Annotated in this window: 14 protein-coding genes; 4 read left to right on the top strand and 10 right to left on the bottom strand. The window is 73.8% G+C overall.

Annotation, left to right across the window (positions count from 1 at the left end; genetic code table 11):
• Window positions 1-97 precede the first annotated feature (97 nt).
• The 3 genes from xseA (at window position 98) to LZF96_RS18775 (ending at window position 2,476) form a co-directional block, all read left to right on the top strand.
• The gene (gene xseA / locus LZF96_RS18785; protein WP_233873866.1) at window positions 98-1,405 is read left to right on the top strand and encodes an exodeoxyribonuclease VII large subunit; all 1,308 of its coding nucleotides are present in this window, start codon (window positions 98-100) and stop codon (window positions 1,403-1,405) included.
• A gap of 97 nt (window positions 1,406-1,502) precedes the next feature.
• Entirely contained in the window at window positions 1,503-1,766 is a 264-nt protein-coding gene (locus LZF96_RS18780) for an exodeoxyribonuclease VII small subunit (RefSeq protein WP_233873946.1), read from the top strand.
• 116 nt (window positions 1,767-1,882) lie between these two features.
• On the top strand, window positions 1,883-2,476 hold the full coding sequence (locus tag LZF96_RS18775; RefSeq protein ID WP_233873863.1) for a malonic semialdehyde reductase: 594 nt from the start codon (window positions 1,883-1,885) through the stop codon (window positions 2,474-2,476).
• A gap of 312 nt (window positions 2,477-2,788) precedes the next feature.
• Here the strand turns inward: LZF96_RS18775 and LZF96_RS18770 are convergent, their stop codons facing one another.
• Window positions 2,789-3,508 carry a DUF4245 domain-containing protein gene (locus LZF96_RS18770; RefSeq protein ID WP_233873860.1) on the bottom strand — a complete coding sequence of 240 codons (720 nt, stop codon included), beginning with the start codon at window positions 3,506-3,508 and terminating at the stop codon, window positions 2,789-2,791.
• 181 nt (window positions 3,509-3,689) lie between these two features.
• Between LZF96_RS18770 and glpX the strand changes: the two genes are divergently transcribed.
• Window positions 3,690-4,721: a class II fructose-bisphosphatase gene (gene glpX, locus LZF96_RS18765; protein WP_233873857.1), complete on the top strand. Its 1,032-nt coding sequence runs from the start codon at window positions 3,690-3,692 to the stop codon at window positions 4,719-4,721.
• Between the two features lie 362 nt (window positions 4,722-5,083).
• Here glpX and LZF96_RS18760 read toward each other — a convergent pair whose 3' ends face one another.
• The 9 genes from LZF96_RS18760 to LZF96_RS18720 all read right to left on the bottom strand — a co-directional run bounded on the left by LZF96_RS18760 (window position 5,084) and on the right by LZF96_RS18720 (window position 17,111).
• Window positions 5,084-5,434 (bottom strand): WhiB family transcriptional regulator, encoded by a 351-nt coding sequence (locus LZF96_RS18760; RefSeq protein ID WP_233873854.1) that lies wholly within the window; start codon window positions 5,432-5,434, stop codon window positions 5,084-5,086.
• A gap of 288 nt (window positions 5,435-5,722) precedes the next feature.
• Window positions 5,723-6,400: a DUF1707 domain-containing protein gene (locus LZF96_RS18755; RefSeq protein ID WP_308294238.1), complete on the bottom strand. Its 678-nt coding sequence runs from the start codon at window positions 6,398-6,400 to the stop codon at window positions 5,723-5,725.
• Between the two features lie 72 nt (window positions 6,401-6,472).
• On the bottom strand, window positions 6,473-8,440 hold the full coding sequence (locus LZF96_RS18750; protein ID WP_308294237.1) for a SpoIIE family protein phosphatase: 1,968 nt from the start codon (window positions 8,438-8,440) through the stop codon (window positions 6,473-6,475).
• Between the two features lie 287 nt (window positions 8,441-8,727).
• On the bottom strand, window positions 8,728-9,465 hold the full coding sequence (locus LZF96_RS18745; protein ID WP_233873848.1) for a DUF402 domain-containing protein: 738 nt from the start codon (window positions 9,463-9,465) through the stop codon (window positions 8,728-8,730).
• A gap of 354 nt (window positions 9,466-9,819) precedes the next feature.
• Window positions 9,820-11,193, bottom strand: a complete 1,374-nt coding sequence (locus LZF96_RS18740) for a class II fumarate hydratase (protein WP_233873941.1) — start codon at window positions 11,191-11,193, stop codon at window positions 9,820-9,822.
• 223 nt (window positions 11,194-11,416) lie between these two features.
• Window positions 11,417-13,081 carry a fumarate hydratase gene (locus LZF96_RS18735; protein WP_233873845.1) on the bottom strand — a complete coding sequence of 555 codons (1,665 nt, stop codon included), beginning with the start codon at window positions 13,079-13,081 and terminating at the stop codon, window positions 11,417-11,419.
• 348 nt (window positions 13,082-13,429) lie between these two features.
• The gene (locus LZF96_RS18730) at window positions 13,430-15,910 is read right to left on the bottom strand and encodes an FtsX-like permease family protein (protein ID WP_233873842.1); all 2,481 of its coding nucleotides are present in this window, start codon (window positions 15,908-15,910) and stop codon (window positions 13,430-13,432) included.
• Complete coding sequence (locus LZF96_RS18725) at window positions 15,907-16,587, bottom strand: ABC transporter ATP-binding protein (RefSeq protein ID WP_233873839.1); 681 nt, start codon at window positions 16,585-16,587, stop codon at window positions 15,907-15,909. The genes LZF96_RS18730 and LZF96_RS18725 overlap by 4 nt, the downstream gene beginning before the upstream one ends.
• Window positions 16,584-17,111: a PadR family transcriptional regulator gene (locus LZF96_RS18720; RefSeq protein ID WP_233873836.1), complete on the bottom strand. Its 528-nt coding sequence runs from the start codon at window positions 17,109-17,111 to the stop codon at window positions 16,584-16,586. The genes LZF96_RS18725 and LZF96_RS18720 overlap by 4 nt, the downstream gene beginning before the upstream one ends.
• Between the last annotated feature and the right edge of the window lie 39 nt (window positions 17,112-17,150).

Here is a 17,150-nt window from a genome sequence, read left to right as displayed (position 1 = left end):
CGGCGCGGGTCGGTGCCGAAGGTCGGCCGGATGCCCCGACGGAACGTGTCGGCGACGGGACGACGGGGGTGTCGGTGACGGGCACTAGCGTGGCGCCATGGCTATGCGGACATCACCCGAGTCCCCGGTACCCGTCGGGCGGGTCTCCCGGCTCATCGGCGAGTGGATCGACCGGTTGGGCGAGGTGTGGGTGGAGGGGCAGATCACCCAACTCAGCCGTCGCCCGGGAGCGGGGGTCGTCTTCCTGACGCTGCGCGACCCGGCGCAGGACATCTCGTTGACCGTCACCTGCTTCCGAGCGGTCTTCGACCGGGTCGCGGACGCGGTGACCGAGGGCGCCCGGGTGGTGGTGCTGGGCAAGCCCGAGTGGTACGCGCCCCGGGGGCAGTTGTCGTTGCGGGCCACGGAGATCCGCGCGGTGGGGGTCGGAGAGCTGTTGGCGCGGTTGGAGCGGCTGAAGCGGGAGTTGGCGGCGGAGGGGTTGTTCGCGCCGGAGCGCAAGCGGCGGTTGCCGTTCCTGCCGGGGCGGATCGGTCTGGTGACCGGTCGGGCGTCGGCGGCGGAGCGGGACGTACTGGAGAACGCCCGGGCGCGCTGGCCGGCGGTGCGGTTCGCGGTGCGGAACGTCGCGGTGCAGGGGGTGCACGCGGTGCCGCAGGTGGTCGAGGCGGTGCGGGAGTTGGACGCCGACCCGTCGGTGGAGGTGATCGTGGTGGCCCGGGGCGGCGGCAGTGTGGAGGATCTGCTGCCGTTCTCCGACGAGGCCCTGGTGCGGGCCGTGGCGGCGTGCACGACGCCGGTGGTCTCCGCGATCGGGCACGAGCCGGACTCGCCGCTGCTGGACCTGGTGGCGGATCTGCGGGCCTCGACCCCGACGGACGCCGCCAAACGGGTGGTCCCGGAGGTCAACGAGGAGTTGGCGCGGGTGGAACAGCTGCGCGAGCGCGCCCGGTGGTGCGCGCGGGCGCTGGTGGATCGCGAGGAGCGCGGCCTGCGGACCACGCTGGACCGGCCGGTGATGGCCGAGCCGCACCGGCTGGTGGAGGCCCACGAGGAGCGTCTGGTGATGGCGGTGGAGCGGGGGCGGCGGACGCTGGGGCACCTGCTGGACCGGGCGGAGGCGGAGCTGACGCACACGGCGGCCCGGGTGGTGGCGCTGTCGCCGGCGGCGACCCTGCGGCGCGGGTACGCGGTGCTGCGGCGCCCGGACGGTTCGGTGCTGCGCTCGGCGGCGGGGGCCGTGGTGGGTGAGGAGTTGCGGGCGCGGCTGGCCGACGGCGAGCTGGGGATCACGGTGGGCGCGGTGCCGGTGGGGGACGGGGCGACGGCCGGGGGCGCGTCGGACGGCGGGACCGCCGACGCGCCGTGGTCGGCGGCGGAATCAGGTGTCGGCGGTGGGTCCTAGGCTGACCGACATGACGCGGAGCGAGACGGGCAGCGGGACGGACAGCGGGAGCGGGGTCCCGGCATCGGCCGGCGGCGGGGAGCCGCGGGACGGCGTGATGGGGTACGAGCAGGCGCGGGACGAGCTGGTGACGGTCGTGCGCCGATTGGAGGCGGGCGGTTCGACGCTGGAGGAGTCGCTGGCCCTGTGGGAGCGGGGCGAGGAGTTGGCGGGAATCTGCCGGCAGTGGCTGGAAGGGGCCCGGGCCCGGCTGGACGCGGCGGTCGAGCGGGACGGGCGGCGGGAGGGGGACGACGGCGAGGAGTCCTCCGGGGAGGACCCCGACGGGGGTGCCGGGGCGGAGGGGCGAGCGGAGGAGTGAGCCGAACCACTCCGAGTTGACTTGAAGGTTCAAGAACCACGAGGTAAGTTGAAGATTCAAGCACCTCGCCCCAAAATGGGTAGTACAACATTCAACAACCCCGGAAAGGCACACCGATGAGCTTCGCCCTCGACGACAAGGCCCTGGACCTGCTGTTCCGCGAGGCGCAGACCGCCCACACCTTCTCCGACGAGCCGGTCTCCGAGGAGCAGATCCGGGAGATCTACGACCTGGTCAAGCTGGCCCCCACGGCCTTCAACCAGTCGCCGCTCCGCCTGACCGTGCTGCGCTCCGCCGAGGCCCGGGCCCGGCTGATCCCGCACCTCATGGGTGGCAACCAGGGCAAGACCGAGACCGCCCCGGCGACCGCGATCCTCTCCATGGACACCGAGTTCCACGAGCACCTGCCTCGGCTCTTCCCGGTGATGCCCGACCTGAAGGACGGCCTCTTCTCCGAGCCGGAGGCCCGCGTCGGCTCCGCCGCGCTGAACGCCACCCTGCAGGCCGGCTACCTCATCCTCGGCATCCGGGCCGCCGGGCTCGCCGCCGGCCCGATGACCGGCTTCGACGCCGAGGGCATCAACAAGGAGTTCTTCGGCGACGGCAAGCAGAAGGTGCTGATCGTGGTGAACTTCGGCAAGCCGGGCGAGAGCGCCTTCTTCCCCCGCAACCCGCGCCTGTCCTTCGAGGAGGCCGCCACCGTCCTGTGAGCCGGTGCCCGGCTCCCGCCGGGCACCCGCCGCGCGCCGACGGTCGCGTTCCGCGCCCGGGCCGCCGACCCCATCGGGTAGGACGGCCCGGGCGCGATGTCGTTCAAGGCCCCCGGGGCATCGGGGTCGAGCCGCCGCGGCAGGCGACGGAAGCCGCCACCCCTCCGCCCGAACCGGGCGGTGGGGTGGCGGCTTCCGCGGCGCCCGAGGGGTCCCGGGGCCCGACCCTCCCCCGGCCGAGCCTTCACGACCGGGCCGGGGTGAGCCGGGGTGAGCCGGGGGACGCGGACACCCCGCGGGGCACCGGTCGGTTCAGTTCCCGGCGGAGGGATCCGCGATCTCCCAGGGCTCCAGGGACCCGGCGAAGAACTCCAACCGCTCGCGCGGCGCCGTGCCGGTGACGACGACGGTCCCGTCCGGGCCGGTGGAGACCAGCGCGTCGTAGCGGTCGCCGGTCATCCAGGCCCACTCGCGGTCGCCGATGCGCACCGTCTCACCGGTCTCCCGCGCGCCCCGGGTGAGATCGACCACGAAGGGGGCGTCCTCCTCGCCGCCGACGGTGTCGGTCTGGGCGAGGGCGGCGTACTCGTTCTCCGGGTCCATGAAGCCCAGGCGCCACACGGCGCCGTGCTCGTCCGCCGCGCGGTAGCGCACCGAGGTGGCCCGCCACTCCTCCGGCAGGTCCCGGGGGGTCAGCAGTTCGTAGGGGGCCGCCCGGGAGGCGGTGTTCGCCTCCACCCGGTACTCCACCGGGCGGACCGGGTCCTGCGAGGGATCGTTGGGGACGAAGAGGTAGACGAAGAAGACGCCCAACAGCAGCACGGCCATGGACAGCACCATGTCGCGGACCGACTTGCCGGCCAGGCCGCGCCCACCGCCGGGCCGGGGGGCCGCGTCGGCCGGGACCGGGGCGTCCACGGTGCTCCCGGGCACCTCCGCGCCACCGGCCGGCTCCCCCGGCGCGTCGGGGGTCTCCCCCGCCGCCCCGGTCGCCGTGGTCTCGATTCCGCTCCGGTCTCCGTTCCCGCTCACTCCTCCATGGTCCCTCATGCCGGTCGTGGATCGGGCGGGACCCCTCCCGACGCCGTTTCCGGCCGAGCGGCATCGCTCATCGGAGGTACCTGATGCTCAGGTGTACGAGAGGCGGATAGAGTCGAGGGAACCCTCAGCCCTCCGCGGCCCCGGGCCGCGCGGACGCCCAGAAAGGTGCGTCATGTCAGATCATCACCTCCCGCCTCCCCTGGAGGTCAGTCCCGAGGCCCCGGATCGCAACCTCGCCCTGGAACTGGTGCGGGTCACCGAGGCCGGGGCCATGGCCTCCGGCCGCTGGGTCGGCCGGGGCGACAAGAACGGCGCGGACGGCGCCGCCGTCCGCGCCATGCGCACCCTCGTCTCCACCGTCTCGATGAACGGCGTGGTCGTCATCGGCGAGGGCGAGAAGGACGAGGCCCCGATGCTCTACAACGGCGAGCGGGTCGGCGACGGCACCGGCGCCGAGTGCGACGTGGCGGTCGACCCGGTGGAGGGCACCACCCTCACCGCCAAGGGCATGGGCAACGCCGTGTCGGTACTGGCGGTGGCCGACCGGGGCGCGATGTTCGACCCCAGCGCCGTCTTCTACATGGAAAAGTTGGCCGCCGGCCCCGAGGCCGCCGAGTTCGTGGACATCAACGCCCCGGCGGCCGTGAACATCCGGCGGGTGGCCAAGGCCAAGGGGTGCGCGACCGATGACGTGACCGTGGTGGTCCTGGACCGCCCCCGCCACGACAACCTGGTCAAGGAGGTGCGGGAGGCCGGCGCCCGGATCAGGTTGATCTCCGACGGCGACGTCGCGGGCGCGATCATGGCCGCCCGCGAGGGCACCGGCGTGGACCTGATGCTGGGCATCGGCGGCACCCCCGAGGGCATCATCGCGGCGTGCGCCATGAAATGCCTGGGCGGCACCATCCAGGGCCGGCTGTGGCCGCGCGACGAGGACGAGCGACGGCGCGCCCTGGACGCGGGCCACGACCCGGACCGGGTACTGCTCACCGATGACCTGGTGCGCGGCGACAACGTCTTCTTCGTCGCCACCGGCATCACCGACGGCGAACTCCTGCGCGGGGTGCGGTACCGCGCGGAGACCGCGACCACGCAGTCCCTGGTGATGCGTTCCAAATCGGGAACGATCCGTCAGATCGACTCCACGCACCGGCTGTCGAAGCTGCGCGCCTACAGCGCGATCGACTTCGAGCGGGCTCGCTGAGCCGTCCAGCCGAGCCGTCCATGGGGGTGTGCCCCGGATCGAGACCCCCGGATTCGCCGGACCCGTGCGGGGGCCGGCGGATCCGGGGGCGGCGGCCGGGAACCCGGCTCGTGGAGGCCGGGGGGTGTGGAAGCCGGATCGACGGGTACCCGTCGATCCGGAAGACCACGGGGCCCGCTCTCCCCGTCGGAGGAATCGGCGGGGCGGGGACGGGCCGGGCGCGGCCCATGCCACCGACCCGGCCGGGGCGCGTTCCCGGGAACCGCCGACCGTGGAACCGCCGACCGCGTACCCGGCGGGAGGCCGGATGCCCCGGTGACTCGGACACCGGCACCCCTTCGGCTCCCCCGGCGGTCCGGCCTTCAGGCGATGCGCCCCACCGGTGGGGTGGCCTCGGTCGCCTCCCGGCGACGCCGCCGGCCGAGCACCACACGGCGTTCGGCTGCGGTCAGACCGCCCCACACCCCGTAGGGCTCCGGCTGGTCCAGGGCGTGCTCACGGCAGGCCAGCAGGACGGGACAGCGGGCGCACACCGCCTTGGCGGCCTGCTCGCGGGAGAGACGGTGGGCGGTGGGTTCCCTGGAGGGGGCGAAGAACAGCCCCGCCTCGTCCCGCCGGCAGGCGGCCTCCGAGTGCCAGGGCCCCGCGGGCTCCTTCCGGGCGCGCTGCGCCGGGGCAGCGGGGGACCACGACTCGGGCGGCGGATGCAGCACGGTCAACTCCTGACGACGGCTACCGGGGTCGCTCTCGCGATGACGGGTCGCCACCCGTGCGACGGCGGCCGACCCTGGCCCCCGCCGGCCGGAGTGCGGCCATACGGGTGACGGTCTCTCTGCCCTACCCGCTGCGCGCACGCTTATGCACGGAGAGCCAAAACGCCGGATCGCGAGGGGTCCCGACGCCCGGTGGGCGCGGGACCCCGGGGGCTCCGTCGGCCGTTCGCCGGCGCGTCCGCCCGCGCGGCACCGGAACCGGGCGCCCCGGCACGGCGCCGGGGGTCGTCAGTCGCGGTCGCGGTCGGGGTCGCGCAGGTCGTGCACCTGCTCGCCGGAGACCCGGCTGACGTCCACGCCGCCGAGCACGGCGAGACCCCGGATGACCAGGACCGGGGCGTTCGGGTCGGAGGACTCGTGTTCCCGCATCGAGAACCCGCCGAGGACACCGGTGCCGGAGCCGCGCACCGTGACGTTCTCGGGGACCTTGATCTCCACCCCACCGAGCACGGCGGTGACGTTGAGGGTCACCACCTGCCGCTCGAAGAGTGCCTGCGTCAGGTCGAGTTCCACCCCGCCGAGGAAGGCCACGGCGTTGACCCGGCCGCCCACCCGCCAACGCCCCTGCCGCTCCGCGCCGCCGAGCACCGCGATGACGTTGCGCCTCGCGCCACCCGGCGCGGGTGCCCCGGGCGCGGGCCCGGGTGGGGGCGGGGCGAGCGGCTGACCGGCGGGCAGGTCGCGTACCAGGGGCTCGAGTTCGGCGCGGGTGCGGGCGCGGTAGACCGCGTCGATGCGATCGGCGTGCTCCTCGGCGTCCAATCGACCCTCGGCCAGGGCTTCACGGAGGATGTCCGCCACCCGGTCGCGGTCGGCATCCGAGGCACGCATCCCGGGGGGTGGGGCCGGGGTGTCGGCGGGAACGGGGCGGCGGTCCCCCGGCTCTCCGGGGCGCTGTTCGGTCACCCTGCCAGGATAGCGAACGCGATACATCGCGACCAGCCCGACGGGGTCGCCCCCTCACGGGGACGGGGCCGCTCATCCCTCCGCGTCGGCGTCCTCGACGACGGGCACCGCGGCACCCGGCGGGAGGTCCATCTCGAACCAGACCACCTTGCCGGTGCCCAGCCGGGTGGCGCCCCAGGTGCGGGCCAACTCCTCGACCAGGAAGAGTCCCCGACCACCCTCCTCGTCGGGTCCGGCGCGACGGGGACGCGGCAGCAGCGGCACGTCGTCGCCGACTTCGCAGCGCAGTGAACCGGAACGCAACAGCCGCAGCGTCACGGGGCGTTCGGCGTACCGGACGGCGTTCGTCACCACCTCGCTGACCAGGAGCTCGGCGGAGTCCAGGAGGTCCTCCAGTTCCCAGCGGCGCAGGCTCTCGCGCACCAACCGGCGGGCGTCGCGCACCGACTCCGGCGCGGGCGGCATCCGCAGGGCGGCGACGTTCTCCTGCGCGATGCCCTCCAATCGGGCGACCAGCAGCGCGATGTCGTCGTCCCGGTCACCGGGCCCGACGATGTCCAGGATCTCGTCGCACATCGGCTCCAGCGGGACGGCCGCGCCGGGTCGGGTCATGCGGGCGATATCGGTGAGCTTCTCCCGCAGGAACGCCACGCCGTCCATGACGTCGCGGGTGCGGGACTCCACCAACCCGTCGGTGTAGAGCACGAGGGTGGAGCCGGGCGGGGCCGGGATGTCCTCCACCGGCTCGAAGTCCACCCCGCCGACGCCGATGGGGGCGTTGGGCGGCAACTCGATCAACTCGGTGGTGCCGTCGGCGAACAGCATCACCGGCGGCGGGTGACCGGCGTTGGCGGCCGTGATGGTGCGCTCCACCGGGTCGTAGACCGCGTACAGGCAGGTGGCCATGCGGTCGCTGCCCAGGCGCTGGGCCTGCTCCTCCAGGTGGTGCAGGACCTCCTGCGGGGGCAGATCGAGCCCGGCCAGGGTCTGCACGGTGGTGCGCAACTGGCCCATGATGGCGGCGGAGGTGGTGGAGTGCCCCATCACGTCGCCGACCACCAGCGCCACCCGGCTGCGCGGCAGCGGGATCGCGTCGTACCAGTCGCCGCCCACCCGGGCGGACTGCGCGGCGGCGGCGTATCGGCGGGTCAGTTTCACGCCGGGCGAGGGGGGCAGGGTGTCCGGCAGCATGGTGCGCTGCAGTTCGTCCGCGATGGACGCCTCCCGCCCGTACAGCACCGCCTTGTCCACGCCCAGGGCGGCGTGGGTGGCCAGCTGCTGGGCGACCTGGAGGTCGTCGCGCTCGAAGGCGTCCCGGTGGGCACGGCGCAGCAGGACGGTCACGCCGATGACCCGGCGCCGACCGCGCAGCGGGGCGATGATGGCGCGGTCGTCCTCGGGCAGTCCGATGCTGCCGGTGAGTTCGCGCAGCGCGGCGCGGGCCGTGGGCGACTCGGCGAAGACCGGTCGGACCGCCCTGAGCACCTCGCCCAGCGGCCCGGTGGGATCGAGTTCCAGTCGGGGGTTGGCACCGCTCCAGGCGGGCAACACGGACTCCTCGGCCGTTCCCCCGCCGCTCTCCTCCCGGATCCGCGCCAGGTTCTCCGGAAGGCGATCGATGCGGCGCAGGCGCAGCACCACCCGATCGGGGGGCGCCTCGTCACCGACCGGCAGGGGGTCCTGTAGGTAGACCAGGATGGCGTCGGCGAAGGTCTGGACGGTCGCCCGGCACAGGCCGAGGACGATCTCGTCCAGGTCGTTGCCGCGCGCGATGCGGCGGGTGGCCGAGCCGATGAAGCGCAGCCGTTCGGCGTGGGAGAGCGAGCCGGTGCCGACGCCGTACCGCACCGTGCCGCCGTGTCCCGTGGCGGGTCCGGCCGTGTCACCGTTCCCGCCGACCGGACCGGCTTCCTCGAGACGCCGCGCCGCGTCCTCGCCCGGCTCCGCCAGCAGCCGGGCGTGCGGGAGGGACGCCGTGTCGGCAGACGCGGACGGGGGCGTCCGGTGACCGGCGGGCTGCGGGGGAGTCGGATCCGTCACGAGGGGGTGTCCATCCGTCCGGGCGGGATCTGGCGTGCTGGGTGGGGGTGGAGGGGCGGCCCCCCCGGGGAGCGCGGGCACGGGTCGCGACGGGCCGCCGGGGCGCGCGCGGGGCGGGTCCGACCCCCCACCGCGCCCCCGGGAAGCGGGTTTCCGGGCGTCGGGAGGGCGGTGCACGGGACGGCCGGGCCGGGGGAACGGACCGGACGAATCATGTGACGGAGCCTCTCCTGATGATGTGTTCGTGGTGGTGAGGGCTGATCCTACGGGTCGGCACCGGGTCCGTTTCAAGAGGCACGGGACGGAGCGATGGTCCCCGGCAACCCTTCGTCCGCCACCGGCGGCCCCGGGGGTCGGTGCCAATCGGGCGGCAACCGGGGCGTACCCCACCCGGGCGCGGGGCGCCACTCGGTCCACCGCTCGGAGAACGGGCTGCCCCAGCGGCCGATGAGCCGGGTGGCCTCGCGGCCGGCCCGGCGCACCCGATCGGCCTGCCCGGGGTCGATCAGGCCCACCGAGAGTGCCTGGTCGAATTCGTCCTCGTCCCGCCATTCCCAGTGCCGGTCCGGATAGACCGCGATGTCCAGGAAGTGGTCCTCCGAGTCCACCCCTCCCGACCAGCGCCGCAGCGGCTCCTCCAGGTTGACGTACCAGTTCTTGAAACGCCACCCCGGTTCCCAGAACAGCCACACCGACCAGGGGTCACCGGGGCGCGCCAACTTCAGCACACCGGTGCCGCTCCAGGTGGTCGGCACCGGGCCCCGGGGCTTGGTGTAGCGGGTCTCCAACGGCTCGAGGTGGACGGGGGTGCCGTCCAGGAGGCGGGGACGCACGCAGGGGGTGCCGGGGGCCAGCCAGACGGCGAGCAGGTCGGGGGTGTCCCGGACGACGGTCACCGGCCGGCAGATGTGGACGTCGGACGCGCCGTTGGCCCGGTAGCGCCACAGGATGTGGTCGCCGGGCTGCCAGCGCGGGTGCGACGTCGCGCCGTCGGCGCCCGTCCCGGGCTCGCGCTGTGTCGTCATATGTGAAGGATAGGCGCACGCCCCCTCGCCTCCCGGGGATCCCGCCACATTCCCCTCGGGCTTCCGCGCGGGCGCGGGGAGCGGCGCACGGACGGCGGGGACGGGGCCGGAGGGGCGTGTGCCCGGGGGTTGTCGGCGCGTGCCGTCCGGGGTCCCGGGAGACTCCCGGCCCTTCTCCCCGGGGCCCCGGGGGCCGGCTCCCCCGGCCCCTTCCCGACCTCCCGCGCGGTGTCGCTCCGGGATGCCGCGGGGCGCGCGGCCGGTCGGCCGCGCCGCCTCCGGCGCCGGGGCGCCCCGTCCCCGTCGGTCGCGTTCTCCGGGTTTCCCCGATGCCGCCGGTGTCCCCGAATGCCCCTACCCCGGCTCCGGGTCGGTGGGTCGGGTCATCGAGAGGACGTCCAGAGCCCGGTCCAACTGCTCCTCGGTGAGCGTGCCGCGTTCCACATGGCCGGCGTCGATCACGGCCTGCCGGATGGTGACGCGCTCCGCCAGGGACCGCTTCACGATCCGGGCGGCCTCCTCGTACCCCAGGTACCGGTTGAGCGGGGTGACCACGGACGGGGAGGACTCGGCGTACTCCCGGCAGCGGTCGGTGTTCGCGACCAGACCCTCCACGGTGCGGTCGGCGAGCAGCCGGGACCCGGAGGACAGCAGCCGGATCGACTCCAGCAGGCTCGTGCCGAGCACCGGGAGCATGACGTTCAGCTCGAAGTTCCCGGAGGCGCCGGCGACGGTGATCGTGGTGTCGTTGCCGATCACCCGGGCGGCGATCATCAGCACCGCCTCGGGCACCACCGGGTTGACCTTGCCGGGCATGATCGAGGAGCCGGGCTGCAGGTCCGGCAGGGTGATCTCGGCCAGGCCGGTGCGCGGGCCCGACCCCATCCAGCGCAGGTCGTTGCAGATCTTGGTGAGGGAGACGGCCACGGTCCGCAGTTGGCCGGAGGTCTCGACCACGGCGTCGCGGGCGCCCTGGGCCTCGAACCGGTCGCGGGCGCCGGTCAGCGGCAGGCCGGTGTCGGCGGTCAGCTCGGCGACGACGGCCTCCGCGAAGCCGGCCGGGGTGTTGATGCCGGTGCCCACCGCCGTGCCGCCCAGCGGCAACTCGGCGAGGCGGGGCAGGGCGTCGCGCAGCCGCGCGACCCCGTACCGGACCTGGGCGGCGTAACCGGCGAATTCCTGCCCCAGGGTGACCGGGGTGGCGTCCATGAGATGGGTGCGGCCGGCCTTGACCACGTCGGTGAACTCCTCGGCCCGGCGGGCCAGGGTGTCGGCGAGGTGCTCCAGTGCGGGGATCAGCTCCCGCAGCACGGCCCCGACGGCGGCGACGTGGATGGAGGAGGGGAAGACGTCGTTGGAGGACTGGCTCGCGTTGACGTGGTCGTTGGGGTGGACCGACCGGCCGAGGCGTTCGGCCGCGAGGGAGGCGATCACCTCGTTGGCGTTCATGTTGGAGGAGGTGCCCGAGCCGGTCTGGTAGACGTCCACCGGGAAGTGGTCGTCCCGGCGGCCGTCGGCCACCTCGCGGGCCGCCCCGGCGATCGCGTCGGCGAGGTCGGCGGGCAGTACGCCGAGCCGGCCGTTGACCACGGCCGCGGCGGCCTTGATCCGGGCCAGGGCGGCGATCTGGGCGGGCTCCAGCCGCTGCCCGGAGAGAGGGAAGTTCTCCACCGCGCGCTGGGTCTGCGCGCCCCACCGGGCACGGGCGGGCACCCGCACCTCCCCCATGGAGTCGTGTTCGACGCGGAAGTCCGTCGCCGGGTCGGTGTCGGGGGCGCCGCCGGCCCCGGTGTTCGTCGCCGCGGCCGGCTCCCGGCCCCGATCCCGTCCCTGTTCCGGTGTGGATGCGCTCATGGTCCCGAACCTAACGCGGGCGCCCCGGCGCGCGGTGGAAGCCGCGCGCCGGGGCGCATCCCTGTTCGCCCCCGACGGCGCGCGCCGGGGTGCGGGCTCAGGAGCCGGAGCGCACCGGGATGGAGGTCACGAAGGGTTGCTCGAGGGCGGGGTCGGTGAAGAAGTCGTTGCCCTTGTCGTCCACCACGATGAACGCCGGGAAGTCCTCCACCTCGATCCGCCAGACCGCCTCCATGCCCAGCTCCGGGTACTCCAGGACCTCGACCTTCCTGATGCAGTCCCGCGCGAGCCGGGCGGCCGGCCCGCCGATGGACCCGAGGTAGAAGCCGCCGTGCCGCTCGCACGCCTCGGTGACCTGCCGGGACCGGTTGCCCTTGGCGAGCATCACCATCGAGCCGCCGGCGGCCTGGAACCGCTCCACGTAGGAGTCCATCCGGCCGGCGGTGGTCGGGCCGAAGGAACCCGACGCGTAGCCCTCCGGGGTCTTGGCCGGACCCGCGTAGTAGACGGCGTGGTCGCGCAGGTAGTCGGGCATCCCCTCACCGGCGTCCAGCCGCTCCTGGATCTTCGCGTGCGCGATGTCCCGGGCGACCACCAGGGGGCCGGTGAGCGAGAGCCGGGTCTTGACCGGGTGCCGGCTCAGCTCCGCGCGGATCTCGGCCATCGGCCGGGTGAGGTCGATCCGCACCACGTCCCCGGCGGTCTCCAGCTGCTCGTCGGTGGTGTCGGGCAGGAAGCGGGCCGGGTCGGTCTCCAACCGCTCCAGGAAGACGCCCTCGGCGGTGATCCGGGCCCGGGCCTGCCGGTCGGCGGAGCAGGAGACGGCCAGCGCGACCGGGCAGGAGGCGCCGTGCCGGGGCAGCCGGACCACCCGCACGTCGTGGCAGAAGTACTTGCCGCCGAACTGCGCGCCGATGCCCAACTCGCGGGTGAGTTGGAAGACCCGCTCCTCCATCCCGAGGTCGCGGAAGCCGTGGCCGGCGGGCGAGCCCTCGGTGGGCAGCGCGTCCAGGTAGTGCGCGGAGGCGTACTTGGCGGTCTTGAGCGCGTACTCGGCGGAGGTGCCGCCGACCACGATCGCCAGGTGGTACGGCGGACAGGCTGCGGTACCCAGGGAGCGGATCTTCTCCTCCAGGAAGCGCATCATGGCGCGCTCGTTGAGGACGGCCTTGGTCTCCTGGTAGAGGAAGGACTTGTTGGCCGAGCCGCCGCCCTTGGCCATGAAGAGGAAGTCGTAGGAGGCGCCGTCGGCCGCGTACAGCTCGATCTGCGCGGGCAGGTTGGTGCCGGTGTTGCGCTCCTCCCACATGGTGAGCGGCGCGAGCTGGGAGTAGCGCAGGTTCAGCTTCGTGTAGGCGTCGTACACGCCCCGCGACAGGGCCTCGGCGTCCCCGCCCTCGGTGAGGACGTTCTGACCTCGCTTGCCCATGACGATGGCGGTTCCGGTGTCCTGGCACATGGGGAGCACGCCGGCGGCGGAGATGTTGGCGTTCTTGAGCAGGTCCAGGGCGACGAAGCGGTCGTTGGGCGACGCCTCGGGGTCGTCCAGGATGCGCCGCAGCTGGGTGAGGTGGTCGGGGCGCAGGTAGTGCGCGATGTCGTGCATGGCCTCGGCGGCCAGCAGGCGCAGCGCCCCGGGCTCGACGCGCAGGAAGGTGCGCCCGGCCGCCTCGACGGTCCCTACCCCCTCGGTGGTGATCAGGCGGTAGGGGGTGGTGTCCTCGCCGACGGGCAGCAGGTCGGTGTGGGAGAACTCGGGCATGGCGGCCTTCCGTTGTCTCGTCTCGCGTGTCCGGCGTCCCGGCGTGCCCGGCGCGTCGGGCACCCACCGCCGGACGCGCGTCACCGACACGCGGCGGCGACGGCGCGGGCACCAGCCTAGAACGCCCCCGAGTGGCCGGGGCGCGGGGTCACCGTGACCCCGGACACCCCGGGGTCCGCGGACACCCTCGACGCCGGTGGTCCCGCCCCTCGGGGAGGGAGGGGGCGGGACCACCGGCGGGGTGCCGGGCGCGACCGACGCGATCCCACCCCCGTGGGGTCCGCGTCGATCGTGCCCGGGCGGCACGGGGAGGGCCGGGATGGGACAAGGACCCCGGACTCCCCGCCGTCATTCGGTGCGCAGCCCCTGCGGGCGCATCATCCGGTACAGCGACGGCATTCCGGCCAGCGTCGCCGCGAGGATGACGGCGGCACCGGCGGCGACCATCACCACCATGGACGGGACGTCGATGGCCACCGGTACGTCCACCATGGTCAGCAGGACCGCCCCCAGACCCATCCCGCCCACCAGGGCGAGGAGGAGGCCGAGCGCGACCGGCAGCGCGGTCTGCCACAGCACCGAACCGGCCAGGGTCGAGCGGCGGGTACCGAAGGCGACCAGGACCGACAGCAATCGGCGACGCTCGCGCATCTGCTCCAGGGTGGAGATCGCCAGCGACGCGCCGATCAGGATCATGACGATCACGGCACCCGCGTACAGCGCCCGGCGCAGGTCGTCGAAGGTGTCGTTGTAGATGGTCGGCGACAACTCGAAGAGGTACGTGTTCGACCCCAGGTCGATGGCGGCGTTGCGCACGTGCTCGGCGACGTCCGCCACCGTCGGGTCCGTGAACAGTTCGGCCTCGGCCCGAGGGCTGGGAAGCCGTTCGGGAGCGAACGCCGCCGGGGTGGTGTAGATGCCGGACGGCATGTATCCGAGGTCACCGTCCTCGCGCACGGCCACCCGGGGGGTCTCCGCCGGGACCGTCCACGGTTCCGGATCGGTGCCCAACGGCTCACCGGTGGCGGAATCATGGGTGGTGGCGAGGTTGACGGAGCCGCCCGGCTCGATATTCACGGTCCCCTCCTCGCTCGTCACCAGGAAGACATCACCGTCGGCGCAACCGTCCGTCTCGATGACACGGACGAGAGCGGCGCAGTCGGCGATGGTGATCTGGGTCCACATCTCCTCGTCGTCGAGGTGGGGCACGTACTCCTGGACGTATCCGACGACCCCCGTCACACCGGTGACCCCCGACAACGCGTCGAGGTTCGCCAGGGCGTCCGCCGCCTCCCCGGGGGTGGTGCTGAACCTCAGGCTCGGGGAGTTCTCCCCCATCCCGGTCTCCTCGGAGAACTGTCCGGCGATGCCGGTGAGGAACATCTGCAGGGCGACCGCCCCGGCGACGGCGATGGTGACGCCGCTGACCGCACGGCTGGCGGAGCCGGAGTCCAGTTGCAGTCGGCGCACGGCGAGTTGGAACGATACCGGGCCGCCGCGCAGGCGCCCGGTGAGGGCCTCGACCAGCCACGGAAGAACGGCGGTGGCCCCGACCAGCAGGAGCACGATGCCCGCCGCCACCTGCCAGATCTCCCCCGTGCCCACCTGCGGTTCCTCGCTGTCCGAGAGCATCATGGGCAGCAACAGGGCGAGACCGGCGACCGGCGGCAGCAGTCGCCACCACAACCGGCGGCGCCGGGGGGTGGAGGTGCGCACCACGCCCAGCGGCTCCACGGCCACCCGGCGCATGGCCTGAAGGGTGACCATCACGGCGGCCATCGGCACGCCGATCAGGATCAGCAGGGCGATCGGCCACGCCGGGATCGCGTCCCCGGCGAAGGCGCTGAAGCCGAAGATCCGGAACTCGGCGAGCAGGTTGCGGCCCAACAGGAAGACCACCGTCCCCACCAGCAGGCCTGCCAGGGCACCGGCCATGGCCTCCCCGGCCGCGATGCGGTGGGTGGCGCGCACGTCGGTGCCCAGCAGACGGAGCGCCGCCAGACGGCGGTCCCGGCGCTCACCGCCCAACCGCACGGCGGTGGCGATGAACGCGCCCACCGGCAGCAGCAGCACCACGCAACCGACGACCAACAGGAGCAACAGAACGGGGTCGAGCGGCGTTGTCGGTGCCCGGACGCCGAAGGAGTCCACCCGCTCGACGTCCTCGCCGTCGGCGACGCGCTCGACGAGTGTCGGGTCCCCCGCGTACCAGACCAAGTCGTCGGGGCCGGCGAGACCCTCGTCCCCGATGAGGCCGACCGGCTCATAGGGGATGCGGGGCGTCAGCAGGGGGGCGTCGGGGGATTCGAGGAGGTCGCGCAGGGCCGGGGAGACGGCCATGGTGCCGGGGGCCGGAACCTCGGTGATCCCCGGTGGCAGGGCGGGGTCGTCGCCCTCGGCGTGGAGGATCCGGCCGACGACCCACTCGCCGCGGAACTGCGTGCTCTCGGCGATGAGCAGCACGGTCCCGGCGCCGGGGGCGAGTTCCCCCGAGGCGGCCGAGCTGTAGTCGTGGGCACGGGCCGCGTTGCGGTCCTCCCGGCCTGCCATCAGGTTGGGGATCGCCGCGGCCAGCAGCAGCACCGCGACACCGCAGCCGACGCCGAGCGCGGTGAGAGAGGTGCGCAGCAGTCCCTCCCGGCCACCGAACAGGGCGAAGCGCACCCCCATCCACAGGTCCCGGACCCACTGGGCCACCGGTCCGGGCGGATCGGGGAACGCCGGTGCCCCGGGAAGGGGACGGGCGGGATCGGTGGTGGGGCGGTCGCGCAGGGTTGTGGGGCCGGTGGCGGGGCCGGTGGCGCCCGGGGGGCGCTCGGGCCCGGTCACGCGACACCCACCGGGTCCCGGGCGATGCCGTCGCGCACGACGATCTCGCGGTCGGACCAGGCGGCCACCCGGGATTCGTGGGTGACCAGCACGATGGCCGCGCCGGTGGTGCGGGCGGCCTCGGTGAACAGCTCCATCACCCGTTCGCCGTTGAGGGAGTCCAGGGCACCGGTGGGTTCGTCGGCGAAGAGCACGCGCGGGCGGCCGACCAGGGCCCGGGCCACGGCGACCCGCTGCCCCTGGCCGCCGGAGACGGTACCGGGCCGGTGGTCGGCCACGTTGTCCACCTCCAGGCGCTCCAGCCACTCGTCGGCGCGGCGCTCGGCCTCGCGGCGGCGCACGCCGTTGAGGCGCAGTGGGAGGGCGACGTTCTCCCGACAGGTCAGCTCGGGCACCAGGTGGCCGAACTGGAAGACGAAACCGAAGGCGGAGCGGCGCAGGGCGCTGCGTCCGGCGTCGGAGAGCTCGGACAACTCGCGGCCGTCGAAACGGACGCTGCCGGAGTCCGGCGGGACGATCCCGGCCAGGCAGTGCAGCAGGGTGGACTTGCCGGAGCCCGAGGGCCCCATGATGGCGACGATCTCGCCGGCGGACACCGAGAAGTCGGCGCCGGCCAGGGCGGGGGTGGCGCCGTAGGTCTTGTGCAGACCGGTGGCGGTGAGCAGGGCGGTGGTCACGGTCGGGCCACCTCCGCGGCGAGTCGGTCGAGGCGGGCGGCGGTGAGTTCCAGCCACCGCAGGTCCGCCTCCAGGTGGAACAGCGCGTGGTCGCAGATGAGCTGGTCGGCCAGGTCGCCGCCGGACTTGCGGCGGGTCAGTTCACGCATCAGCCGCAGGTGCTCCGCGCGCTGGGTGTCCAACAGGGCGGCGGCGTCGCGCCGGGTGAGCAGCGCCAGCACGACCTTGGTGTACAGGGTGCTGCGCAGGTAGGGCTCGGGCTTCTCGGGCCGGTCGAGCCACTCGGCGACATCGGTGACGCCGGCGTCGGTGATGGCGTACCGCTTGCGATCGGGACCCTCACCGGCCTCGACGCCGTCGACCTCGACGAGGCCGTTCTTCAGTAGGCGGGACATGGTCGAGTAGACCTGCCCGTAGTGGAGGGGCTTGTCGTGACCGAAGCGGGCGTCGAAGGCCCGCTTCAGGTCGTATCCGTGGCTGGGGCCGCTTTCCAGCAGGCCGAGCAACGTGTGACTGATGGACATGCGAGCCACTATACACATCACGTATACATGGGGTGTGTA

Origin of the sequence: Streptomyces sp. ST2-7A (genome assembly GCF_021390475.1) — a bacterium.
In the GTDB taxonomy this organism is placed as follows: domain Bacteria; phylum Actinomycetota; class Actinomycetes; order Streptomycetales; family Streptomycetaceae; genus Streptomyces.
Note: the sequence above shows the minus strand (reverse complement) of the source record. Positions and strands in the feature narration are given on the sequence as shown.